20 protein-coding genes are annotated in these 23,677 nt (G+C 49.1%); 10 read left to right on the top strand and 10 right to left on the bottom strand.

Annotation, left to right across the window (positions count from 1 at the left end; genetic code table 11):
* Window position 1: 1 nt before the first annotated feature.
* From dndC to ACQGQ5_RS09685, 8 genes are all read left to right on the top strand, one after another.
* Entirely contained in the window at window positions 2-1,510 is a 1,509-nt protein-coding gene (gene dndC, locus ACQGQ5_RS09720) for a DNA phosphorothioation system sulfurtransferase DndC (RefSeq protein WP_455736329.1), read from the top strand.
* Window positions 1,510-3,456 (top strand): DNA sulfur modification protein DndD, encoded by a 1,947-nt coding sequence (gene dndD / locus ACQGQ5_RS09715; RefSeq protein ID WP_455736328.1) that lies wholly within the window; start codon window positions 1,510-1,512, stop codon window positions 3,454-3,456. The genes dndC and dndD overlap by 1 nt, the downstream gene beginning before the upstream one ends.
* Window positions 3,453-3,833, top strand: coding sequence for a DNA sulfur modification protein DndE (gene dndE / locus ACQGQ5_RS09710; RefSeq protein ID WP_455736327.1), 381 nt, complete (start codon window positions 3,453-3,455; stop codon window positions 3,831-3,833). Before dndD ends, dndE begins: the two co-directional genes overlap by 4 nt.
* A gap of 1 nt (window position 3,834) precedes the next feature.
* Complete coding sequence (locus ACQGQ5_RS09705; protein ID WP_455736326.1) at window positions 3,835-4,986, top strand: cysteine desulfurase family protein; 1,152 nt, start codon at window positions 3,835-3,837, stop codon at window positions 4,984-4,986.
* A gap of 14 nt (window positions 4,987-5,000) precedes the next feature.
* Window positions 5,001-5,606 carry a hypothetical protein gene (locus tag ACQGQ5_RS09700; RefSeq protein WP_455736325.1) on the top strand — a complete coding sequence of 202 codons (606 nt, stop codon included), beginning with the start codon at window positions 5,001-5,003 and terminating at the stop codon, window positions 5,604-5,606.
* Between the two features lie 231 nt (window positions 5,607-5,837).
* Window positions 5,838-7,037, top strand: coding sequence for an IS110 family RNA-guided transposase (locus ACQGQ5_RS09695; RefSeq protein ID WP_455736324.1), 1,200 nt, complete (start codon window positions 5,838-5,840; stop codon window positions 7,035-7,037).
* A 158-nt stretch (window positions 7,038-7,195) separates the two neighbouring features.
* Window positions 7,196-7,738 carry an HNH endonuclease domain-containing protein gene (locus tag ACQGQ5_RS09690; protein ID WP_455736323.1) on the top strand — a complete coding sequence of 181 codons (543 nt, stop codon included), beginning with the start codon at window positions 7,196-7,198 and terminating at the stop codon, window positions 7,736-7,738.
* Between the two features lie 13 nt (window positions 7,739-7,751).
* The gene (locus tag ACQGQ5_RS09685) at window positions 7,752-8,426 is read left to right on the top strand and encodes a class I SAM-dependent methyltransferase (protein WP_455736322.1); all 675 of its coding nucleotides are present in this window, start codon (window positions 7,752-7,754) and stop codon (window positions 8,424-8,426) included.
* A gap of 122 nt (window positions 8,427-8,548) precedes the next feature.
* On the opposite strand, the gene ACQGQ5_RS09680 is transcribed toward ACQGQ5_RS09685, so the two are convergent.
* From ACQGQ5_RS09680 to ACQGQ5_RS09660, 5 genes are all read right to left on the bottom strand, one after another.
* Window positions 8,549-8,851 carry a CD1845 family protein gene (locus tag ACQGQ5_RS09680; protein WP_455736321.1) on the bottom strand — a complete coding sequence of 101 codons (303 nt, stop codon included), beginning with the start codon at window positions 8,849-8,851 and terminating at the stop codon, window positions 8,549-8,551.
* 128 nt (window positions 8,852-8,979) lie between these two features.
* On the bottom strand, window positions 8,980-9,318 hold the full coding sequence (locus ACQGQ5_RS09675; protein WP_455736320.1) for a plasmid mobilization protein: 339 nt from the start codon (window positions 9,316-9,318) through the stop codon (window positions 8,980-8,982).
* 2 nt (window positions 9,319-9,320) lie between these two features.
* Window positions 9,321-10,082: a DUF3849 domain-containing protein gene (locus ACQGQ5_RS09670; RefSeq protein ID WP_455736319.1), complete on the bottom strand. Its 762-nt coding sequence runs from the start codon at window positions 10,080-10,082 to the stop codon at window positions 9,321-9,323.
* Window positions 10,083-10,085: 3 nt separating this feature from the next.
* Entirely contained in the window at window positions 10,086-16,163 is a 6,078-nt protein-coding gene (locus ACQGQ5_RS09665) for a DEAD/DEAH box helicase family protein (protein WP_455736419.1), read from the bottom strand.
* A gap of 185 nt (window positions 16,164-16,348) precedes the next feature.
* A complete protein-coding gene (locus ACQGQ5_RS09660) occupies window positions 16,349-16,702 on the bottom strand; it encodes a TnpV protein (RefSeq protein WP_455736318.1) in 354 nt (117 codons plus the stop codon).
* A 22-nt stretch (window positions 16,703-16,724) separates the two neighbouring features.
* Here ACQGQ5_RS09660 and ACQGQ5_RS09655 point away from each other — a divergent pair, with 22 nt between their 5' ends.
* Together ACQGQ5_RS09655 and ACQGQ5_RS09650 are read left to right on the top strand one after the other, a co-directional pair.
* On the top strand, window positions 16,725-16,973 hold the full coding sequence (locus tag ACQGQ5_RS09655; protein WP_455736317.1) for a hypothetical protein: 249 nt from the start codon (window positions 16,725-16,727) through the stop codon (window positions 16,971-16,973).
* Between the two features lie 18 nt (window positions 16,974-16,991).
* Window positions 16,992-17,582 (top strand): hypothetical protein, encoded by a 591-nt coding sequence (locus ACQGQ5_RS09650; protein WP_455736316.1) that lies wholly within the window; start codon window positions 16,992-16,994, stop codon window positions 17,580-17,582.
* Here ACQGQ5_RS09650 and ACQGQ5_RS09645 read toward each other — a convergent pair.
* From ACQGQ5_RS09645 to ACQGQ5_RS09625, 5 genes are all read right to left on the bottom strand, one after another.
* Entirely contained in the window at window positions 17,559-18,410 is an 852-nt protein-coding gene (locus ACQGQ5_RS09645; RefSeq protein ID WP_455736315.1) for a MerR family transcriptional regulator, read from the bottom strand. The two genes, ACQGQ5_RS09650 and ACQGQ5_RS09645, sit on opposite strands and share 24 nt — an antisense overlap.
* A gap of 124 nt (window positions 18,411-18,534) precedes the next feature.
* Window positions 18,535-18,744 (bottom strand): transposon-transfer assisting family protein, encoded by a 210-nt coding sequence (locus ACQGQ5_RS09640; protein WP_455736314.1) that lies wholly within the window; start codon window positions 18,742-18,744, stop codon window positions 18,535-18,537.
* 1 nt (window position 18,745) lies between these two features.
* Window positions 18,746-21,193: a YodL domain-containing protein gene (locus ACQGQ5_RS09635; RefSeq protein WP_455736313.1), complete on the bottom strand. Its 2,448-nt coding sequence runs from the start codon at window positions 21,191-21,193 to the stop codon at window positions 18,746-18,748.
* Window positions 21,194-21,276: 83 nt separating this feature from the next.
* Complete coding sequence (locus ACQGQ5_RS09630; protein WP_455736312.1) at window positions 21,277-21,579, bottom strand: immunoglobulin; 303 nt, start codon at window positions 21,577-21,579, stop codon at window positions 21,277-21,279.
* On the bottom strand, window positions 21,576-23,636 hold the full coding sequence (locus ACQGQ5_RS09625; RefSeq protein WP_455736311.1) for a DNA topoisomerase 3: 2,061 nt from the start codon (window positions 23,634-23,636) through the stop codon (window positions 21,576-21,578). Before ACQGQ5_RS09625 ends, ACQGQ5_RS09630 begins: the two co-directional genes overlap by 4 nt.
* Window positions 23,637-23,677 lie beyond the last annotated feature (41 nt).

Raw genomic sequence — 23,677 nt, 5'->3', positions numbered from 1 at the left:
CATGAGTAATATAACGAAAGTCAGCATCAATGGACTGATAACTACGGTTCAAAACTTATATTTATCAGATGATATTCCATGGATGATTGGTTATTCTGGAGGAAAAGACAGTACCGCCGCAGTTCAATTAGTGTGGATGGCGATTGAAAGATTGCCGGGTGATCAACGAAAAAAGCCAATACATATCATGAATACTGATACCTTGGTAGAATCTCCTGTGGTATCAAAATGGGTGGAAAAGTCTTTAGATTCAATGCGTATGGCAGCAGCTGAGAAACAATTGCCGTTTATTCCAGAAAGGTTAACCCCTGACTATAATAATACTTTTTGGGTGAATCTAATTGGACGGGGCTACCCCTTCCCCAGAATGAAATATCGTTGGTGCACAGATCGCCTGAAGATTCAACCAGTGAACAATTTTATAAAGAGTAAAATTGCGGAACATGGTGAAATCATACTTGTCTTAGGAACGAGAAAACAAGAGAGTACCCGCCGAAATAGAACAATGACCAATTTGGAAAAAAAGCGTGTTCGAGAACTTTTGAGTCCGAATCCAACATTGGAAAATGAATTGGTATTCTCTCCATTAGAGGCTTGGTCCGACGATGATGTGTGGGTGTTTTTGATGCAGTATAAAAATCCATGGGGTTATTCAAACATGGATTTACTAACAATGTATCGTGGAGCAACCGCTGATAATGAATGCCCATTAATGGTGGATAAAAGCTTGCCTTCTTGTGGAAAGAGTCGTTTTGGTTGTTGGGTTTGTACCATGGTTGAAAAAGACAAATCAATGGAAGCCATGATAGCAAATGATGAAGAAAAGGAATGGATGACTCCTCTTCTTGAATTTCGAAATGAATTTGGCAATGAAGAGGGTGACCGAGAGCGAAGAAGTTTTAGAAGGATGCACGGTAACCTTCAGGGCAATTATGGAAAGCTATTTCATGGTCCATATAAAAAGGAAGTTCGCGAGGAATGGTTACGAAAGCTACTACAAATTCAAAAGAATATTAATGAAACCGGCCCAGAAGATTTCCATGGCCTTGAATTGATCAGGATTGAGGAACTGCGTGCAATTCGAAGAGTTTGGGTTCAGGGAAAGCATGAGTTTGACGACTCCGTTCCTCGTATTTATGAAGAAGTTATGGGTATTCCATTCTCGGATCCGGAATGGATCCACTCTGAAAACTTTGGACAGGAAGAATGGGATATCTTGCAATCTGTTTGCAGAAGACTTTACGGAGACGAAGAACTGGCATTTGAAATGATGTACAACCTTGTAGATATAGAAAATCATTCTGCCGGATTGAATGATCGAAAAGGGATTATTGATGATTTGGAAGCAGCTATTACCAGAACTTTTTATCGGAATGAGGCAGACGCTACACAGTACTATTCGGATAAAATGATTCGAAAAAAAGAACTGGGTGGCCGGTACAATGAAAAATTCTTGGATTATGCCGTAGAGGACTCCGAGGATGATGGAGATGCTGAGGGCGAAGGTTAATGATAATTAAACGACTCACAATGAATAATTTTGGAGTTTATGCTGGAGAAAATACTTTTGAATTCTCCCATACGCATCCAATTGTTTTAATAGGCGGAATGAACGGCCGAGGAAAGACGACTTTTCTTGAAGCAATTTTATTGGCATTGTATGGGGAAAATTCTAGCGCCTACAATGAAAGTAACTGTAATACATATGGAAAATATCTGCGTTCTTATGTGAACAAAGGAAACTGGAGCCAGCCTACCTTTGTTGAACTTGAATTCATAATGAATGAAAGTTCATGCAATGAATACTTAGTTCGTAGGGAATGGGATGCTCTCTCAAAAAGAACAATAGAAAGCATTACAGTTAAAGAAAATGGAATCTATAGTGATTTCTTAACTAAGAACTGGGCAATGTTTGTAGAAAACATTTTACCGAGTGCTCTCTCCAGCTTTTATTTCTTTGACGGCGAAAAAATTGCTGAGCTTGCGGTTGATAAAACTAATGCGCAGATGAAAGAATCAATTCGTTCGATGCTTGGCATTAGTGTACTGGATGTATTGAAAAATGATTTAGGCAGAAGCTTAAAAAGAAACTCAAAAATAGCGAATGAGAATCATTCTGCAGAAACTTTACAAATAACTCGACAGGAACGGGATGATTTAACAGACCATCTGTCAATGATTGACAATAAAATAGCTGAGTACAACGAATTTATAGCTGGCAAGCAAGCCAATATTGACGAACTTCACCATCAATATGAAATTAAGGGTGGCGATGTTGTAGAGCAGCGACAGTCGTTAATTCAACAGCGATCCAATCTTTTAGCGGAAATTGACCAGAATCAAAATGCATTAATAGAAATTGCGTCTGGAGAGCTACCTTTAGTATTAGTAAGAGATTTGATCAGCAAAATAAAACTCCAGGCTGAAGATGAACACAATGATTTCATCATGCAACAGGCAATGGAGCAAATTGAATTTTTGCTTGAAGAATATTCTGTGAGTCATAGGGAAGCATCCAGTGCTAACCAAGGTTTTGTTGAGTTCGTAAAAGAAAAGGCCCTTAGCGAGTCTACAGAAGTAATTTATCAAGTTTCAGATCATGCGTTGTTTCAATTAAATGCTTTGCTGGACAGTCTTTTAGCCCAGAGTAAGGAAAACGCAAGAAAAATTCTCTTGCAAAAAGTAGAACTACAGAAAAAATTGGATGAAGTAGACAGCTACCTTTCTCTTGATATAAATGAAAGAGAACTGAGCAATATCTTTGCAGCAATACGCGAGCAAGAAGATACATTAGTGCAGTTAAAAGTTGAACTTACTGCCATGCAGCAGGAACGCAGCTCTGTAAATGCGGAGCTAATCTCCAAAACATCAGAGTTCAACAGGACTGTTGAGGCTTACTTGCACGAGGCTGAGATGCATGATGACTCAGATCGAATGGTCAAATATTCAAACATGGCCCTTCGAATTGTAGAGGAATATTCTACGGAGCTCCAAAAACGTAAAACAGGAGTCCTTGGAGAAACAATTACGTCTTGTTACAAGAAGTTAGCAAATAAAAAAAATTTGATTCAGCACATTGTCATGAATTCCAGAACTTTGGATATTACCTATCTTGATGAAAATGGCGTTGAAGTATCCAAGGATTCTTTATCTGCTGGTGAGAAGCAGCTCATGGTAATTGCAATTCTATGGGCGTTAGCAATATGCTCAAAGAAAAAATTGCCCGTGATAATAGACACGCCATTGTCACGTTTGGATTCGATGCACAGAACTTCATTGGTAACTACTTATTTCCCTCAAGCCAGCGATCAGACCATTATCTTATCAACAGACTCTGAAATTGATCATAAATACTATGACATGATGAAGGATTCTGTTGGTGATGAGTTCACTTTGAATTATTGCGAGGAAACAAAGAGTACCACTATTTTGAAAGGATATTTTCAGGAAAAATGACTATTAAGCAAGTACGTCTGTCTCAACAGGCGAAAGATCAACTTTCCAGGCTAAAAGCAAAAACTGGGATTAGAAACTGGAATATTCTGTGTAGATGGGCATTATCTTATTCCTTGGCTGAAAAAACCATACCAACAGATATTCCATTAGTAACTGACAGCAATTTAGAGATGTCGTGGTATACTTTTGGCGGTGACTATTATGAAATATATATGGCGCTTGTTAAGGCATGGTGTCTAAATATGAACTTACCAACAGATGATGATACAGTCGCAAAGTACTTCCGCCTAAACCTAGAGCGAGGAATTGCTCATCTTTGCGGCACAGGATTTATCAAAAGCATCGATGACTTATTATATTTAGCGGTGAAGAAATAACATGAGTATTTATTTGGATTACAATGCGTCTGCACCAATAGAACCTAGAGTATTAGAATGTATGATCGACATTTATCAGAATTACATTGGAAATGCAGACAGTAGGACACATGATTACGGAGACCAAGCACGAAATATAGTTGAGAATGCCAGAAAGCAAGTTGCTTCGTTGCTGGGTATAACTTCATCTGAAGTATTTTTCACCAGTGGGGCCACTGAAAGTAACAATATTGCTATCCAAGGACTAGAGGCTTATGCCAAGGAGAGTGGGCGAAATCATATTATTACATCATCTATAGAACATAAAGCTGTCCTGGAAACCGTTAAAGCAATGCAGCATAGAGGGTTTGAAGTTGATATTGTGGATCCGGAGTCTTCTGGTAGAGTAGATGCAAAGAAAATACTTGAGAAAGTAAAAGACAATACTCTTTTAGTCAGTTTGATGCATGTGAATAACGAGACAGGAATAATCCAACCGGTTCAAGAATTAGGAACTGCTCTAGAAGAACGGAACGTCTTTTTTCATGTCGATGCTACACAAAGTTGCGGAAAACTGGTAGATGAGCTTCGTTCCCTAAAATATACGATGCTTTCTTTTAGTGCCCACAAATTGCGGGGCCCACAAGGAATTGGCGTTTTGGTTTTAAGAAAGAAAAATTACAAGTATCCGCCAGCTAAAGCAATCATGTATGGCGGACAACAAGAACATGGCATTCGCCCGGGAACTATTCCGGTTGCTCTCGTAGGTGGGTGCGGTAAAGCCTGTCAGATTGCTGAACTTGAATATCAAAGCAATGAAAAGAAACTGCGCTCAATCAAGAAAAAGTTACTTGAGTTGCTTGATAAATCCGGGATTACTTACTCATGTAATGGGGACCAAAATTATTGTTTGGATAATACGTTGAATCTGTGCTTACATGGAGTTTCTTCAGAAGCATTAATGATTTCTACTAAGCGTTATTGTAGCCTTTCAAATGGGTCGGCTTGTACATCGAAAAGCTATTCTCCCAGTTATGTACTTATGGCTATGAATATTCCGGTAGAAAATATTGAAAACTCGATCCGTATTAGCTGGGGACCAGAGACGGATTTAGAACAATTTCAAATAGAATTTACAAACCTTTTAAATGTAGCGAAAAGACTAGCACAGTAAAAGGGGTTGTTGGCTTGAAATTAGATCTTTGCTCTGATTTAATCTACACAAATAACTTAGACACTGATAAGTTTGCTCGGATGCTGGATGATCCATCTCAGTGCTATAAGTTTTATTGGCTAGAGGCTATTATCAACCTGATCACAACAACAGATAATGACCTTTGTTTTGATCAAATCATTAATGAAATGATTTTCGAGGCCTGGTACTCTGTAACACGATATCATTTACATCTCGGTCCAGCAATTAAAGGTAAATCTGAAAATTTCTTGGAGCATGCCGTTAAAGTTGTCGAAAGTGATGCCGATTTACCACAATCGGCAACCAAAATTGACATACTAGCGGCGATTGCTCGAAAAGAAGCGAAACTAAAAAGTGATAAGAATAATCTGACAATATATGTTCCGTACAGATTGATATCTTCTTTTTTAGATGAACTCAGCGGCGGAGATCATATGTGGGATCAGCACCGCAGGTTAATTGCTTATATTGAAAAAATTAATGAGCAACAAAACCTCCCATATACTATTGTCGATGGACGGGGCATAAACAAAAAAATACATATAAACAAATATTGGAAGCAATTGATAATGGATAACTTCCCAGTTGGTACTATATAAGCACAGACATTCGCCTGAACTGGTGGTGTTTGTGCTTATTCTTTATAATAAGGGGAAACATGGTCTGGCGTACTTCCCATTGGATTTCGCATCCGTGCAATAATCTGCCAGCCATCCCCTTGTTATGAGCATTCGATTTAGCAGGTTGAAACCCTATGGCTTTCGTGTCACAAACCAATCTGAATGGTAATAAGCAAGGATGGACGCCATGAAATACCAAGGAGGAATTCTATGATAAGTGTTGGAGTCGACGTTTCCAAAGGGAAAAGTACAGTTTGTTTTGTGAAGCCATATGGTGAAATCCTGATTTCTCCATATGAAGTGCAGCATTGTGAAAATGAATTGAGCCAGCTGGTTGAGCAGATACATAAGCTGAATGACGAGGTCCGAGTCGTCATGGAGTCAACAGGTGCATATCATTTTCCAATACTAGCATTTTTGAAGGAGCATGGAGTATATGTTTGCGTTGTGAATGCATACCTCATGAAAAAGTATTCTACGGTAGCAATTCGTAAAGGAAAAACAGATCCACTTGACTCAATAAAAATTGCTAATTACGGCATTGATTATTGGTACAGGTTAGTCGATTTTAAACCCGCAGAGGAGATCTATCAGCAGCTAAAAGATTTGAATCGGCAATATCTGACCTACTTATCAATGAGAGTGAAGGCGAAACAGGCGATGACAAATCTGATTGACAGAACAATGCCTGGAATTAAAACGGTGCTATGGAATCGTTCAGATGTGCCAGAAAAAGATAAGCTATGTGACTTTCTCCGTGAGTACTGGCATTATGATAACATTACCAAAATGTCCGAGGATCGGTTTGTCTCTCATTACAACAGATGGGCTAAAAAGAAGGGATACCGCGCCAGTACGCAAAAAGCGAAAGTGATCTATGCCATGGCTCTGGACGGTATCCCAACCATGTCCTCCAAAACGTCATCGACCAAAATGCTTGTTTTGGAATCCGTTAGAGTCTTACAAATGATTGACACGACTCTAGCTGCCATTTTAGCGCAGATGCGAGGCCTTGCAAGTGAACTTAAAGAGTATGAAACAGTTATGGCAATGCCAGGAGTGGGGAATATTCTCGGACCCAGAATTATAGCCGAGATTGGCGATGTAAGGCGCTTCCATAGTGCAAGTGCACTGGTTGCATATGCGGGGTTAGACGCACCGCCGTATCAATCCGGTACATTCACAGGAACCAACAGGCATATCTCAAAAAGAGGATCTTCTACTTTGAGAAAAACAGGCTACGAAATTATTCGATTTGTGAAATGCTCTAAGCCCACAACCGATACTGCTGTGTACGATTATTTATTGAAGAAGGAAGCTGAGGGGAAACCACCTCGCGTCGCCAAGATTGCTGCGCTCAACAAGTTTCTAAGAATCTACTATGCTAGAGTAAAAGAGCTATATTGCTAAGAATAACTTGCTGCAAAGGCCAGAAGCTGGATCGCTGCCGGTCAGCTTTGCTGTACCCATTTTCACTACGGATATATGGTTGCTATACTGAAAATTTCTTCTTGACTTTTATTAGCAGGATTATCATTAGTTGGATTCAACTTAAGAAAATACGTTTTTTGCAGGATCGTAACCCTGGCGTCCCCGGAGTTATCTATAAGTTATCTCAAGAGAATGAAAATGTTCGTAAACTATCAAATGCCCGAGATTTATGGAAGTGTGCAGCAAAAACTGGCGAAGTTCCTTTTCGAGATATATATTCTGGGACGGAGTTGAATATACAAAAGTTTGAATTGGATCATTTCGTCCCATGGTCATATATTGCAAATGACGAACTGTGGAATCTTATTCCAATGGAGAAACGGCTTAATTCAAGTAAGAGTAATCGATTGCCTGATTGGAATATCTATTTTAATAGTATGGCATCTACACAATATGCACTGTACCGAACAGTATTTGCGTTTCCAGAAGTCCGCAGAAAATTCGAAAATTGTAGACGAGATAATTTAAATGCAATATGGGCTGCAGAAACACTGTATGTTGGGGGTAATTCAGAAGAACAGTTTAAGAATATTCTGGAACATAATTTAAAGCCATTATACGATTCTGCATATTTACAGGGATATGGCTTATGGAAACTGCCAGAATCTTTAGCTATTTAATGGAGTGAGCGGTTTGGAAAAAGGGTTGAATGAGGATAAAACCATAGCTTATTATGATGCGCATGCTGATGAATTTGTATCTAGCACATTATCAGTAAACATGAGTCATGCTTATTCCCATTTTGTAAATAAGTTGCCTGTCGGCGGCATGATATTGGACGCAGGATGCGGAAGTGGACGTGATAGTTTAAAGTTTTCTGAACTTGGTTTCCAGGTTATATCTATGGATGCATCGGAAAATTTATGTATATTGGCACAGAAACTTTTAAATACTGAAGTCCTTCACCTGACGTTTGATCAAATGACATTTGATGATCAATTTGATGGAATATGGGCTTGCGCTTCTCTTGTGCATGTATCAGAAGAAACTCTTTCTACCGTGTTGTTGAAATTAATTGCAGCTCTTAAACATGATGGTATACTCTATGCTTCTTGGAAATATGGAGATAGTGAAAGATGCGATAATGACCGTTTCTTTTGCGATATGAATGAATACCGCCTAAAAAGGTGTTTAAGCCGGATTGACGGAATTGTTATGGAGGAAATTTGGATATCTCAAGATGTTCGAGAGAGTATGTATTCTCAGAAATGGTTGAATGTTATTATTCGAAAGGCAAACCAGAAAACAGTGGATAAAAAAGTTTATCATTTGCTAGATTGTAATGGGAAGCCAAATGATAGCCATTAACCTGGAAACTAGGAGGTCACAAAGGACTTTAAATATATGGCAGATTATATTGTTCATAACAGACTATTTATTTTCTGTATCTACTTGTAAGGAATTTTGGGTTAATTTATGGGCATAGATCCTTAAATGATCTGTTTACCGTAAACCCAGTCCTGAATCGCATACCGCAAATCCTGTATCTTGCCGATCAGCCACGCCGCCGCCATCGGGATTCCATACGGACTGACGAGGAACGCCATCACCAGCAGAATGATCCCGTTCGTTACCTGATGATTAATCAGCGCCAGCACACCGAAGATGCCGAGGACCGTTCCAGCAAGGCCGAACACCCACGCCGAGCAGTACAGCAGACCGGAGCAGATCCAGACGAAAACGGTCAGAGCCATAATGATCGGAGCGACGAGCATTTTCAGTATCAGTCTCATAGTATCGGCCCCCCTTTACAATTTCTAATATAACTATAACGCCTATGCCGTTTTTTGCAAGGATGCGGCAAAAAATGGTGGGGCGGCTTACACGTCGTAAACCGCCTCACTTTTCGGGGCATACGCCCCTATTTTAATTTCGCAAGTACGGCGAGAATATCATTTGCCGCCTGCCACAGTCGTTCCTGATTCTGGACAATATCCTCCAAATCCGCGCCGTAAACGCGCCCCGTTTCATGCACCCGCTTTGTAAGCTGGTTTAAGTTGTTGCTGGACCGGCGCAGGAGGGAAATCGTCTCCTTCAGCTCCGGCAGTTCCAGTCTGATGACATAGCCGTCAATGGAGATTTTGCGGAGATACGCCGCCATATTTTTCGTGCCGAGCTGCGCCATCTTCTGTTCGATCATTTCACGCTCCTGCGGGGTAACGCGGAACTTGAGCTGAATTTCCCGTTCTCGTTTTGCCATCGTCAACGCTCCGGCACATCCCGCTTCACAGGGGACGACGTATCTACCGTCTTGATGTTCTCCAGCTTTTTTCGGACGGACGGCTTGCGCTGGCGAAGCGGCTGATCGCGGTTTTCATCCTTCTGGATGAACGCGAAAATCCCTTTCCGATCCTTGAGTGTGGAAAATGACAGGGACTTGAAAGGCAGCAACGCGAACAGACGGTCTTGGTCTTTGGTGGAAGCACGGATCAGAAAATCCGGCGAAATCTGCGCCATGAAATGCGTACCGCCGGGACTGTTCGGTTCACGCTCGGATTGCAGCCGCCCGAGCAGCCGTGCGGCCTCCGCCTGAATGTCCTGCTTGGTCAGAGGCTGGGCCAGCAGATATTCGCGCCGCGTCTGATTGATGAAAATATCCGTGAGGCCGGGGTTACACGAATCCACTTCAAACGATGAACGCCGATCATCCCCGAAATAATTCTTATCTTCAAGGACGGGAATGGTTTTCGCCCAATCCTTGTTATCGCGGGAAATACGCCCGTCGAAATCCTTTCGCTGTACCGTATTTGCCAACACATAAAACATCCGTTCATAGCCGAACTGATCGGCCACCTGTTTTACGGCTTCTTTTCCGAGACGGTTATCGCGGTAATTGTCCCGGATGGCTGTTTCGATTGCGCTTTTGCAGGCTACGTTTGCTTTATAGGACGCGCGGTATTGCTCCAGCTCATTGTTTTCCCGCGCATAGGCGGCGGGATATTTGTATAACGGTGTTTTGTCCATTAATTATCTTACCTCCAATTCATGCTTTGGTTTTCTGCCCTGCGTCCCACAAACGCAGGGCGTTTTCAGGCTCTCCAGTACGGAGGACCTTTCGCTTTTCTCCAGAACCTCCGATGCCTGCCGCTGGGCGGGGGCGCGGCTGTCAATGTCCAGCAGCGCGTTCAGCTCTGCGAGGCGGGCGCTCTTTTGCTCAAGTTCCGCTTCCTGCGGGAACGGCTTGCCGATCTCGGCTTTTGCCGCATCCATCTGCAAATGGAGATTATCAAGCTGTGCGTGGACATTCTGCAACCGCTTCGGCATATCGGCAAGGGCGTTGTCGATGCGAATCAGATTGCCGCGCGCGTCCGTGCCGAGCGTGACGCGGTGTGCCATCTGCCCTTTGAGCGTCAGAACGAACTCCGTTCCGAACCCTTCTACCGACAGCGACATGGTAAAGCCCCGGTAACTGCCGATCCCCAGAGGGTCCAGCCCCTTGACTTCTTTGCAGGCTTCCAGAATGGCAGCACCGGCGTTGTCTTTGTCGGTGAGGGAATCGCCCCGCACCACCATTCCGGCGAACCCGTCCTTGGGGTGCGGGTGTGTTTCCAGCGTCGCCATATCCGTTTCCAGACCCTTGATGAAGCCTTTGTTTCGCTCGATTTCCTCCGGGAAATATTTAAGTAGGTTATCCTCTAACCGGAATTGTTGACTCTGATGGTTGGCTTTCATGAGTTTCAGCTTGGCCACATCCATATCTAGGTCCATCTTCTCCTTGATCCGCTCGTCCCCGGCGCACAGGGCCTTGATTTCGGCGTAGGAGAGCGCCGTCTCGTCGATGTCCTCACAGGAGCGGACAGGGCTTGTGCTGGTCATGATCTGCGAAATAAATTTTTGCTTATTTTCCACGGTCTGCCACAAATAGCTGTCAAATGTCCCTTCGGTGACATAACGGAAAATGTGTCCTTCGGGGTTGGTGTTGTACTGCCGGATGATACGGCCTGATCTTTGCTCCAAATCTCCCGGCCTCCACGGGCAATCGAGATCGTGGGAGGCAATCAGAAGATCCTGTACGTTCATCCCGGCTCCCATTTTGGCGGTGCTGCCCATCAGGACGCGCACCTGTCCGGTGCGGACCTTGGCGAACAACTCTTTTTTCTTGACTTCGGTATCGGCGTCGTGAATGAACGCAATCTCACTGGCGGGGACGCCCCGCGCGATGAGCTTATCGCGGATGTCCGAGTAGACGCTGAACGCTTCCGGCGCGTCGGCCTCCGTTGTAGTGTCCTGCAAAGCGTGAAGCTCTGTGCCGCCCGTGAGCTTTCCACCGGCCCGAATCGCCCGTTCTTCTTTGGCGGCGGTGCGGCCCTTTGGAGTGGAAATATCGCAGAAAACAAGCTGCGTGAGTTTCTTGTCCTGTCCGTCATGCCAGAATTGAAAAACGTTGTTGACGCACATGTTGACCTTGCTGCCGGGATTGTCGGGAAGCATGGGGTTGATGACGCGCTGATCGAGGCCGAGCTTGCGCCCGTCCGATGTAATCTTCAGCATGTTGTCCACGGTTGGATCGACGGAACCGGAATGGACGGCGGCGGCTCGCTCAGAGAGTTTTTTCACCATTTCCTTTTGAATCTCAGAGGGCTGCGCAACTTCGTTGTGGTACACGGCTTTCGGTGTGGGAAGGTTGAGTTGGTCGGCGGTCTTGATATCCGCTGCCTCCTTGAACAGCAGCATCAGCTCCGGCAGATTGTAGAAGCGGGCAAAGCGCGTCCGCGCCCGGTAGCCGGTCCCCTCCGGGGCCAGCTCAATAGCCGTCACGGTTTCCCCAAAGGTGGATGCCCAGCAGTCGAAATGGACGAGGTTCTGCTCTTTCAGGGTTTCGTACTGGAGGTAGCGCATCATCGTGTAAAGCTCGGTCATTGAATTGCTGACCGGCGTCCCGGTGGCGAACACAATACCCCGGCTGTGCGTGATTTCGTCGAGATACCGGCATTTCAGAAACATGTCGCTGGACTTCTGCGCGTCGGTGGTGGAGAGGCCCGCCACGTTGCGCATTTTGGTGTAGAGAAACAGATTTTTGTAGTTGTGCGCCTCATCCACGAACAGGCGGTCCACGCCGAGCTGTTCGAAAGTGACGACATCATCCTTGCGGGAGTTATCGTTCAGCCGTTTCAGCCGGGCCTCAAGTCCCTTTTTGGTGCGCTCCAACTGTTTGATGGTAAACTGCTCCGCTCCGCTGTCTTTGAGTTCTTCCAGCCCGTTTTCAATTTCCCATATCTGTTCCTGAATCAGCCTTTTCTGCCGTTCCAGAGACACCGGGATTTTTTCAAATTGGCTGTGGCCCATGATAATCGCGTCATAATCGCCGGTAGCGATGCGGGCGCAGAACTTCTTGCGGTTGCGCTTCTCAAAATCCTTTTTGGTGGTGACCAGAATGTTGGCAGAGGGATATAGCCGCAGGAATTCGGAAGCCCACTGCTCCGTCAGATGGTTCGGGACGGCAAACAGAGATTTTTGGCACAGCCCCAACCGCTTGCCTTCCATCGCGGCGGCGATCATTTCATAGGTTTTGCCCGCGCCCACGACATGCGCCAGCAGGGTGTTCCCGCCGTAAAGCTGGTGCGCCACGGCGTTGAGCTGATGCTCCCGCAGCTTGATTTCGGGGTTCATGCCGGGGAATACAAGATGCCGCCCGTCGTATTCACGCGGGCGGCTGGAATTAAACAGCTCGTTGTATTTTTTCGTCAGGGTCTGACGGCGCTCCGGGTCTTTCCATATCCAGTCGCGGAAAGCGTCCTTAATGGACTGCTGTTTCTGCTGGGCAAGAGTCGTTTCCTTGGAATTGAGGACGCGGCGCTCCTTGCCGTCCGGGTCGGTCACGGTATCATAAATCCTCGTATCCCGGAGATTGAGTGTATCCTCCAAAATCCGGTAAGCGTTGGCCCGGTCGGTGCCGTAGGTGACGAAAGCCGCCACGTTATTGTAGCCGACGCTGTTTTTGCCCGAGATAGCCCACTCTGCCGTGAATGAGGAATAGTTTACCCGGATGCCGCCGCGCACACCGGACGGCGGGTTCAACAGTTCCTCCATGAACTGTTGAATGTACTCCTTATCAATCCAGGTCGCGCCAAGGCGCACTTCAATTTCCGAGGCGTCGAGGTCTTTCGGCTGGGCGGCTTCCAGCGCCGCAATATTGGGGGCGATTTTTTCGGCAAGGTCGGGCCGCATTTCCGCCAAAGCTTTTGCCAGCTGCAGCTTGCGGCGCACGTTGCCGGAAAGGTACTTGTCGGCGGTGACAAACGGGATATTGTCCAGCTTGTAAAAGGCTTTCGGAACGCTTGCCGGGTCCTGTTCGCCCAAATCGCGGAAAATGACGCCCCGCAATTCGTCGGCCAGCGCCTCTGGTGTTTTTCCGGTGAGGGAAGCCATGTAGTCCATGTCCACCCGCGCTTTTTCCGCAATGGAGAGCGCGAGGGCTTCCGACGCCGTGTCCACAGAAGTGACGATTTTCCTCTGCCGGATGGTACGTTTGGTGAACATATCGGCCTTGCGTTCCAGATTGCCGTCCTCGTCGATGACTTCCAGAGAGCAGAGCAAATAGTACGAAGAATCCTCCGCGAACGCGAGGCTGTTGCCGCGCGAGTTGATGAGACCGTATTTGGCGGAAAAAACGTCATAGAGTTGGTTCAATTCCGTTTGTGTGTTTTTGATTTCCGCATCGGAAGCAGATTCGTCGAGCTGTTGGCTGATAAGCTTTTGCACACAGTCCCGTAGTCCCACCATGCCCATGACGCGGGCTTTGGCGGTTTCGTTCAACTCCGGCCGCACCATGCGGGAGTTTTCCCGGTAGTACACCTCGCCGTCCACGACGGTATAGGAATAGTTTTTTACATCGGGGTCTGCCGGGATGGAATCGTCGATTTCCTCATCTTCACCGAGATCGGGCAGCTCCGTTTCGGCAATCTGTCCCTGAATATGAGAAACCGCCTCATGGAGCTGTTGGGCAAGATCGGCGTCGGAAAACGGCTCACAGGTCGTTTCCTTTTTATCGCCGTGCATTTTATCGTCCCACTTGATCGTCCCCAGCACCATTTCGGGATGATCGGCAAAATAGCTGTTGACGGGAATGCCGTCCCCGGTCTGACCGAGATGCACCCAATCCGGTTCGATGACGATGGGGCGGTCGCGCTTTTGGAGAAAGACGATGTCGGTGGTGACTTCCGTTCCGGCGTTGGCCTTGAAAGCATTGCTGGGCAGACGAATTGCGCCGAGTAAATCCGCGCGCTGCGCGATGTACCGCCGCACTTCCGGCGATTGTTTGTCCATCGTGTAGCGGCTGGTTACGAACGCGATCACACCACCCGGACGCACCTGATCGAGCGTTTTGGCGAAAAAGTAATCGTGGATGGGGAAACCGAGTTTGTCGTAAGCACGGTCGGAAACCTTGTAGCTGCCGAACGGCACGTTGCCAACGGCAAGGTCGAAAAAGTCTTTCCGGTCGGTGGTTTCAAATCCCGCCACGGTGATGTTGGCGTTCGGGTAAAGTTGTTTGGCAATCCGGCCCGTAATATTGTCCAGTTCCACACCATAGAGCCGGGACGCCGCCATGCTCTCCGGCAGCAGGCCGAAGAAATTGCCGACGCCGCAGGCCGGTTCCAGAATGTTGCCGGTCTGAAAGCCCATGTTGCCGATAGCCTCATAGATAGCCCGGATCACCGTGGGGCTGGTGTAATGGGCGTTCAGGGTGGAAGCCCGCGCCATTTCGTATTCTTTGGCGTTCAGCGCACCGACCAATTCGGTGTATTCCTTTGACCACGAAGTGTTGTCCGGGTCGAACGTCTGCGGAATGCCGCCCCATCCCACATACCGGGAGAGCGTTTCCTGTTCCTCCGGCGTTGCCGTGCGGCCCTCGGCCTCGATGTTTTTCAGGGTATGGATGGCGGCGATATTGTACCCGTACTTGGTTTTCGCGCCGCCCTCTCCCAAATGATCGTCGGTGATGCGGAAGTTTTCGGCGGCAGGCTGCTCCGGCGTAAACAGAGCGGCGTTGCGTTCGTCCTGCCGGATGCCGCTTTCAAAGGCGTCGCGGCTGATCACTTCATGGCTCCACGAATAGGGGCCGGTGTCGATGCGCACGTCTTTTTCCCCGACATAGCCCACGGTGCTGGACAGTTCCTGCCCGCCGTAATCCAGCACCGCCTGATCGCCAACTTCATAGGACGGCTTACCGTCCAGATTGGCAGACTCCCTCAGAACCAGTTCATGGGAAAATCCGTCCTGCTCCCGTTGGTACAGGGCGCGGAGGATAGGAGCAATTTCTCCCCACTGAGCGCTCCGCTTGCTGTTGTATTTGTCGTGGATATCGACCTCGACCCCCGTGGTGGTGGCAAAAAAATCTGCCGTATCGCCGGTGGCCAGATCCATCGTTTCGGAAGTCCCGGCATAGGTATCGGAAAGGCGCTGGGCCACGCGGGTGTTGCCCTCGTTTTTACGGAAATATCCCGCGATATGCTCTTTGTCCCGCTGTTCCAGCAGGCCGGAGGTCAGGGCCTCCCGCAGATCCGCGTCCGTGTGTTCCAAGTCCACAGCCAGAAACTCCGTGATGGGGCCGTTCCGTGAATCCCGGCGCAGCAGATTTTCAAAGTTTTCCCGGCTTTCGGCGCGGAAGATGGGATAGGCAAGTGCCGGGTCACGGAGCTGGACGTCCGAACTGCCGATATCCGTGATTTCAAAGGGCTTATTGTCCAGATATACCATGTCGCCCACCTTGTAGGGGAGCGGAATTTCGTTGCTGTCTGGAATCGCTCGCTTGGCATCTTCCCTCTGCTCGCCGGAAAGCGTCAAGACCACATTATGGAAAGTGATGCCGTTCTCAATGGTGTTGCCGGTGTGGGTAATCGGCTGACCGCTCAGATCGGGCGCTGCCTGTTCTTCCTGTGTGTAAAACCGATTCTCCCGGATGATCTGGGCGATGCGCCGCTGCACCTTCGGCCAAGGTAAATCCGTCGATGTGTGGCCAACGGTTACGGGAAAAGCTGGGAGATCGTCGCCATACTCGTTGCGCAGAAACGCCGCCGTATCCTTGTCGCGGGCATGTTCCCGCATGTAGAGGACAACGGCGCGTTTACTTTCGATATTGCCGTTCCACTCCTGAAGGGCGGCGTCAATGTCAGGTTGTATCGGGCCGCTTGTTTCCGGCTTCTGCGGCGCGGGCATGGAAAAAGCGGAGGGCTTTTCGCTCTCCGCTTCGTTAATCCGCTGTATTTGCTCCTGTTCCGACGGGAAAAAACTTAGCTGTAGATAAGCTCCGTCAGAATCGTTTCCTCTGCCTGGGCTTTCAGGCTGTTCATGAGACCCACCCAGCGCATCGGGTCGGAGACCTTCAGGTTCTCCGTCACGCCCGCCGATTTCATCAGTTCCGGCATCATGCGTTCCAGCCGCGCCGTCGCCGTCCGTTCGGTCTCCAGCAGGTGCGGGTACAGCTTCTCCGACAGCAGCAGGCTGCTGTACAGGACCGGACGGTGCTCCTTCAGGTAATTCTTCCGCATCCTCCCGTACTTGCCGATGCTCTCCGTCGGTTCCGTAATTGTCAGGTCGGGAATCAGGTAATCCCCGTTCTTCATGTAGGTCAGGTTGTTCTCCATGTGAGGCGCTCCTTTCCGCGAGATGTTCGCGTTCGTATTTTTTGACGGTAACTTCAATCTGCCGCAGTACCCGTTCCGACTGTTCGCTGACCACCGTGCCGAGGGCGGCGACGGTATCCGGCGTGTTGAAATCAAAGATGCTCAGAAAATCCTCATGCTCAAAGTATTTGTCAGGTTCCAGCCCACAGCGGAACAGAACCGCGTAGGTGATGCTGACGGCTGCGGCGCTTCGCAACTGCGCTCCGATGTTGAATTCATCATATTCTTCTAAAAAGCTGCCGTCAACGGTATGGAGAATATCGTACTGATGGTCCTGCCAATATTCGTTTGCCAACTGTCCGGCGATCTGCTCCAACTGGTAGGCAAGACCTTTTTCGCCGGAAACGGCATACTCCCGTTCCAGCGCTGCCGTAACCGCGTCCTCATGTTCCGGGCGATATTGCCAAAGATAAGGACGGCGGGAATTCTCACTGTCTCCTGTGTCGGAAATATCAAAGACGTACCGGATTCTCGGCTTGTCACCGGATGCGTCGATGAGCGCAATCCCTTTGCTGCCGCGCCGGATATACCGGTGCATTTTTCCGTTCCAAAGCTCATATCCGGCGCAGGCCGTCGCGTCGGGGCGCTGGACATGAATCATGAGCTGCTCATGATAGGGGTACTTGTAGAGCCGCGCGACGGTTTTCAGAAAATCCGTCCAGCTTTCATGACTGGCAGTGATCTGCGTCGCCGCGTGGTCGGCCATCTGAGCCAGAGCCTGCACATTACTTGGCATATTGAAAATCCTCCTTTCGGTCTTTTGGGTAAAAAAGAGGACAGCCCCAAGGCTGTCCTCTCAATAAAAGCTATAAAACAATTATGCCTTAACCAGCTTATCTAGTTCTTCCAGTCGGGAGCAATAGGCGTTGTATGCCGAGCTAAGCCGACGCAATGCCGGAATAAACGTGTCGTAATAACCCGTTTTTGTTAGACGCTCACGCATTACCCGATTATTGTGCCTAACAAATGCAACTACAGGATTCAACCGTACACGCCATTTCTTTTGTTGCTCCTGCTGGAGACGAACAGTTTCAATAAATTGTTTGATTTCATGTTCGTCCGCATTTACAATTTTGTTGATGCCTTGATCCGGGTCAACAGTTCCCACAGGAAAAGTGCTCTTGGAAAAACGTTGCATAAGTCTCAGGAATAGCGGCAGTTTTACTTCTGCATTATCTAACCATTGTACCATGCACTCGTAAGCTTCAGCTTGTTGTGGGGTCTTAATAACTTCCTGCAAATATGGGCCAAAATGTCTGGCCAGATACTCTCCCCAAAAACCGGGGAATGCTAAAATCAGTTTTTCTTCTACAGGGCTGACCAATTGTGTGGCCTCCGGTGAATCCAAAATCGTTAAATCGTAATTTGCAATCAGCTTATCCAAAATCATGAGACGATCATTCATTTCCTTGGCTTCTATTTGCTTGTTTATGCGGATGGTACGCAAAACCCCTTGTTTATCTTTGCTGTTCAAAATGGATTTAATGTCCTTGGCCGATATATCCAAAAGGCGCAGCAAATGAATTTCTTTGATACGAGAAACATCCTCATCACTGAAATTACGGTATCCGTTTTCATCGGTTCTGACGTGAATTAACCCTTGGTTTTCATACCAATTGATAGCTTTTTTCGTTGTGCCAATTTGTGAGCACACTTCATTTATACGCATTATTCCAACCTCCTGCGCTCACCATACACCAATCCCCAAGGGAACAGTCAAGAGCTTTTATGGCATTTTATATAGTTTAGCACACAAAAAAGCTATTAAGTGAAAGAATGGATTATGATTCTGTCTACGTATCAAAGTCCGGAAACAGGTCAAGCGAGGCGTATTCCTCATCACTCATATTCCGGAGTTTTCCCAGCGCGGAATCCGTCAGGGCCAGAAGTTCCGTTTCTTCCGCGCCGAGATAGCCGCGCATTTGCGTCAGCTCCGCGATCAGGCCCTCCCGCGTCCCGGTGTTGTAAATGCACATCAGGTTGATTTCATCGTTGGTAAACATATTATCTCTCCATTTCCGCGCTCCTGTCGGGCGCTGCTTTTTTGTGTTCCCGGCTGACCGGCTGGTTTCGGAGCTGTTCCACGACGGATTTTTTCTTTTCGTCGCTTTCCCGCCGCGACGCCTCGGCAAGCTCCAGAAGGGAAATCGGCTGGCCGGTTTTGGCTTGCTGCTCCAGATCCGCGACGGTGGGATTTTTTCCGTTGTCGATGATGCCGTCGATCATGTCGTAATCGTCCTCTACCGACATTTCCGCGCTTTTCAGGTAGTTTTCCGGTTTCAGAAAGGCCGGAATCTCCTTAAAACCGAAGCTGTCCACGTAATGACAGGATACAACGCCGTTCTGTTTGAGCGCAACGATGTCGCTGACGGACAGGCTCGGCCTGTGATAGTCGGCGGGATGGTCGTTGTTAAACCTATCCCACAAAACGGCCAGTTTTTCCTCCGTATTGCCGGTATCGGTAAGCGGAGCGGTATAGGCAAGATCATAATTGCCGTGATCCACGGAAATGCCTTTGGATTCCAGCCAACTTAGCGGCTCGAAATGGATGTCCCGCAACTCATCGTTGTCCTTCACCTGATAGATGGCGAAAGCGTCCTGAGAGGTTTTCAGAAAAGCGGCTTCCCGCTGCTCCTGATGCTTCATCCGATCCTCTATGGCTGCGGAGAACTCCCGGTTTTCCTCCCATTCCTCGCGGCTCACGGCGAACAGGCCACTGTGGGCCTGAATCTCATCCGGGTCGAAAGCCATGCTTGCGCCGCCGTCCTCAATCATGTAAACGGTGAAGTCCTGCTCAAAAAGCTCCAGCGCACGTTCTTTGGAGAGGGGCAGCAGATCGCCGTCCAGATACCCGCAGGCTTTCAGATCGGCCACGGTCAGGTCCGAATCCGGCATGGGATATTCGTCGAGCGCCTGTTCCGGGGCCTCCGGCAGCATATCCGGCGCTTTTGGCTGGTCGGGCGCTGTTTGCACTTCCGGCTCAATTTGCTCATGATTGCTCAAATTATTTTCACGGATATATTCCTGTACATCCTGTTCACGCACGGCGGCAATCTTGCTTAAAATGTCAAGCGGCACCTTTTCCGAGGTCGCAGGGGTCAGATGTTCAAGGGAAAGCGCCTGTTCGTAAGCGGTTGGAATAGAACTGACGCCCTCATCGGCAAACCCGCTTACCGTTTCCCGCAGATTTTCCTTATCGTAAAAGGTATAGCCATATCCGTCCTCATTTTCCTTCAAATAAAGATAGGCGGAGTTATCCAGCAGATACATCGCCTCGGTTTCCCTCGGCGGGTAGATTTTCTCGATTTCGTCCAGCCGCCGCAGAAGCTCGTCCGGGGAGGCAACGCCCTCAACCTTCGCGGCGCTCCGGATGGCGTCGCGGGTGTCCTTTCCGTAACCGCTTTTCAAATCTTCCACGGTGGCCGGGATTTCTTCCTCAATGGAATTCAGAGGAAACGGCGGTTTCATGACGGAAGCCGTGTACCGGTATGCGTCCCCGGCGAACTGTTCCAGTACGCTGTCATATTCTTTCAGCACTTCGCGGAAGTTTTGGTCAATGTCGGAAATCAGGCCGGAAGCAGTCTTGTTGATGGTTTCCAGAGAAGCCCGCAATTCCGGCAGTTCCTTGTCCTTGCTCCACGACGCAATATAGCCGAAGCTGTTTTCGCCGGTCTGGATGCCGTAATACTGGCAGACAGCGTAGGACACGCTTTCGGCCTCCACTTCCTCGGTGCGCCGGTCCTTCGGTTTGGGCGGCTCGGCGGTTTCGTCGCCCTTGGCGGCGGCAAGGCGGGCCTGCTCATAGTTGTGTAGCGTGGCGTGAGTGATTTCGTGGACGGCAGCGGAGACGGTCTGCACCTCGCTCATGTCGGACCGGATGGCGATACGCTGGTTTTTTTCGCTGAAATAGCTGTCCGTACTCGGTTCCATCCCCTCAAAAGCAAGCGGAACGGGGGACGAGCGCTTCAGCGCCTCCATGAAAATCTCATATTGCTTCACATTCCCGGTAAGACCGTTTACCAGCGTCGGCAGCGGCTTCCCCTCGGTCTGCGACACGTCGAACACCGATACCACCTTGTACATGGGGATTTTGATTTCCTTTTCCTCCATGATGATGCTGCCGTCCGCGTCCCGCATGGGAATTTTGGTATCGGGATCGAGCTTTTCTTCCTCAATTTTCTTTTTGAACGGCGTGGGCGCGATGATTTTGATACCCTTTTCGCCCCTCATCACGTTCCGGCTGAATTGATCGTGCCACTTGTTGAACCCAGCTACAAGGGTAGCGCCCGGCTTCTGCATGTAGATGAGCATGGTATTGTTGACGGAGTAGCGGTGAAAACGAGACATGGTGCGGAGGTACTGCGCGTATCGGTCGCTCTGGAACAGGTCTTGGATGCCCTGTTCAATGCTGTCGGTGATTTCTTTCAAGCGTTCCTTGTTTTTTTCAGCCATAGTATGCTCCTTTCGCGGCTCGTAAAATCGAAAAAAGCGCGCCCCCGCACAGGCTAGGATAAACCTATGCGGGAGCGCGCCCGTTATTCATTTTCGGATCGTATGCCCCTGTCTGGAGGGCGTATTTTCGCTGTTTTAGCCCGCAAACTGTCGGTTTCACGACGTCGGTCGCTGTACGGTTCCCGGACGGAAACACAGCGTTTGGGGACAAAATAGCTGACGGCCCCGCAATGCTCCGAGCGCTCCGGCTTCACTTTATCGGGATATTTCTCCGAAAGCCGTTTGAGTTTTTGGATAAGTTTCTTATTATGCGTGTAAACGCTGGCCGTCGCTTCTTCCTCGTTATAGCAGATAATCGTCTCCCGCTCATATTTTGAAAGTTTCATGATCCGTCCCGCCTTTTCGCCTCCGAATCAAATTCCAGCCTGAAATTGACGCGTTCGCCGGTATCCTCCAAAATCACCGTCGCGTCGTAAGTCTTGCCGGTTTTCTCGGAATAGCATCCGGTGAGCCTCGCGCGCCCGTCCTTCAGAAGCGCGGCGGCAACAGCTTTTGTCAGCGTCTTTTTCTTGGCGGCGAAAAATCGGTTGTCTTTCCAAAGCCCGAACCGGCAACCGTCGTTTTCGCAGAAAAAGCCTTTCTTGCTCTCGTTCACGCTGCCGCCGCAGCGTGGGCATTTGCCGATTACCTCGCGCCCGGATGGGAACAGCACCTCCGCGCCCTTGACCGGCGTATAGGTTTGTATAAGCTCCCGGAGCATCCCGGCGATGCCGTTCATAAAAGCGTTCGGTCCCAGTTCGCTACGTTCTACCTGTTTGAGCCGGTTTTCCCATTCGGCGGTCAGCAGCGGGGATTGAAGCTGTTCCGGCAGAACGGTGACGAGCGACACGCCGACCTGAGACGGGATGAGGTTGACGGTTTTCTTGGCCTTTTTCCGTTCCACGAATCCGGTAGTAACGAGCTTTTCCAGAATGGCCGCGCGGGTGGCGGGGGTGCCGAGGCCCTTGCGTTCCGCATCATCCGGCATATCCTTCGCGCCCGCCGTCTCCATCGCGGAAAGCAGGGTGTCCTCCGTGTAGTGTTTGGGCGGCGAGGTTTTTCCCTCTTTGACTGAAAAAGCGGAAATAGGGATGTCCTGTCCTTCTTTTAACTCAGGCAAAGGTTTGTCGGACTGTTCCTGCAAATAGGTTTTCCAGCCCGGAACGAGGATCGTTTTGCCCTTGGCAGTAAATCCATACCCTGCACAGTCCAGCGTGACGGCAGTTTCGTCGTATCGGTGCGGCTCACTGACTGCGCAGAGAAGCTGTCGGGAGACGAGACGCAGAATTTCCCGTTCTCCGGCGGGCAGCGCGGAAATGTCCGCTTTACCCGCGACGGAGGTGGGAACGACGGCGTGGTGGTCGCTGACCTTCGCGCTGTCGCAGACCTGACCGGCGTTGAGCTTTTCAGGAACATCCGCGCCGCAAATACCGGCGGCGACGGAGACAAGTGCCGGGACGGTTCCCTCCATATCGTTTGTCAGGAACCGGCTGTCGGTGCGCGGATAGGTGCAGAGCTTCTTTTCGTAAAGCGATTGCAGATAGTCGAGCGTCTGCTGGGCCGTGTAGCCGAGCAGACGGTTGGCGTCGCGCTGGAGGGTGGTCAGGTCGTAGAGGGCGGGAGTTTTCTCGGCTTTTTCTTTCCGCTCCACGGTCCTGACTGTTGCCGTTTTCCCTTTGCAGGCGGCGGCAATGGCTTCGGCCTCCGGTTTCTGTTTGAACTTGTCGCCGGTGGCGGTGAAGCCGCCGCAATCGAGGCTGACCGTATAGAACGGCTCCGGCTGGAATGCGGAAATTTCAGCTTCCCGCTGCACGATGAGGGCAAGCGTCGGGGACATGACGCGCCCGACGTTCAGGGTTCGGTGGTAAAGGACACTGAACAAGCGCGTCGCGTTGATGCCCACTAGCCAGTCGGCCTTAGAGCGGCAGAGTGCGGACTGATGCAGCCCGTCGTAATCCCGGCCCGGTTTCAGGTTGGCAAAGCCCTGCCGGATAGCCTCGTCTTCCATAGAAGAAATCCAGAGCCGTTTCATTGGCTTTGCGCAGCCTGTCATGTCATACACGGTGCGGAAGATCAGTTCGCCCTCGCGTCCGGCGTCGCAGGCATTGATTACCTCGTCTACATCGTCGCGGCGCATCAGGGCGCGGAGAATATCGAACTGTTTGTGTTTGTCTCTGCTTATGATAAAACGCCAGTTATTCGGCAGAATGGGTAAATCTTCGCGCCGCCATTTCGCATATTTCTCATCATAGACGTCGGCGCTTGCCAGCTCCGCGAGGTGGCCGAGGCACCATGAAACAAGATAGCCGCTGCCCTCCAGGAACCCGTCGCCGCGCTGTTTCGCGCCGATCACGGCGGCAATACTTTGAGCAACCGATGGCTTTTCACTGATTACAAGTTTCAATTTTTTCTCCTTTCATCGGACATAGAAAAAGGACAACCGAT

Source organism: Caproiciproducens sp. (assembly GCF_053840905.1).
Note: the sequence above shows the minus strand (reverse complement) of the source record. Positions and strands in the feature narration are given on the sequence as shown.

What these genes read in the sequence shown, in the direction of transcription:
- ACQGQ5_RS09640 (WP_455736314.1), bottom strand. Translation starts at nt 18,744, where the DNA reads ATGTTTACCAACGATGAAATCAACCTGATGTGCATTTACAACACCGGG.
- ACQGQ5_RS09675 (WP_455736320.1), bottom strand. Translation starts at nt 9,318, where the DNA reads ATGGCAAAACGAGAACGGGAAATTCAGCTCAAGTTCCGCGTTACCCCG.
- dndE (WP_455736327.1), top strand. Translation starts at nt 3,453, where the DNA reads ATGACTATTAAGCAAGTACGTCTGTCTCAACAGGCGAAAGATCAACTT.
- ACQGQ5_RS09645 (WP_455736315.1), bottom strand. Translation starts at nt 18,410, where the DNA reads ATGCGTATAAATGAAGTGTGCTCACAAATTGGCACAACGAAAAAAGCT.
- ACQGQ5_RS09705 (WP_455736326.1), top strand. Translation starts at nt 3,835, where the DNA reads ATGAGTATTTATTTGGATTACAATGCGTCTGCACCAATAGAACCTAGA.
- ACQGQ5_RS09655 (WP_455736317.1), top strand. Translation starts at nt 16,725, where the DNA reads ATGTTCGCGTTCGTATTTTTTGACGGTAACTTCAATCTGCCGCAGTAC.
- dndC (WP_455736329.1), top strand. Translation starts at nt 2, where the DNA reads ATGAGTAATATAACGAAAGTCAGCATCAATGGACTGATAACTACGGTT.
- ACQGQ5_RS09670 (WP_455736319.1), bottom strand. Translation starts at nt 10,082, where the DNA reads ATGGACAAAACACCGTTATACAAATATCCCGCCGCCTATGCGCGGGAA.
- ACQGQ5_RS09665 (WP_455736419.1), bottom strand. Translation starts at nt 16,163, where the DNA reads ATGCGGGAACATGCCCGCGACAAGGATACGGCGGCGTTTCTGCGCAAC.
- ACQGQ5_RS09630 (WP_455736312.1), bottom strand. Translation starts at nt 21,579, where the DNA reads ATGAAACTTTCAAAATATGAGCGGGAGACGATTATCTGCTATAACGAG.
- ACQGQ5_RS09680 (WP_455736321.1), bottom strand. Translation starts at nt 8,851, where the DNA reads ATGAGACTGATACTGAAAATGCTCGTCGCTCCGATCATTATGGCTCTG.
- ACQGQ5_RS09650 (WP_455736316.1), top strand. Translation starts at nt 16,992, where the DNA reads ATGGAGAATATCGTACTGATGGTCCTGCCAATATTCGTTTGCCAACTG.
- ACQGQ5_RS09635 (WP_455736313.1), bottom strand. Translation starts at nt 21,193, where the DNA reads ATGGCTGAAAAAAACAAGGAACGCTTGAAAGAAATCACCGACAGCATT.
- dndD (WP_455736328.1), top strand. Translation starts at nt 1,510, where the DNA reads ATGATAATTAAACGACTCACAATGAATAATTTTGGAGTTTATGCTGGA.
- ACQGQ5_RS09695 (WP_455736324.1), top strand. Translation starts at nt 5,838, where the DNA reads ATGATAAGTGTTGGAGTCGACGTTTCCAAAGGGAAAAGTACAGTTTGT.
- ACQGQ5_RS09660 (WP_455736318.1), bottom strand. Translation starts at nt 16,702, where the DNA reads ATGGAGAACAACCTGACCTACATGAAGAACGGGGATTACCTGATTCCC.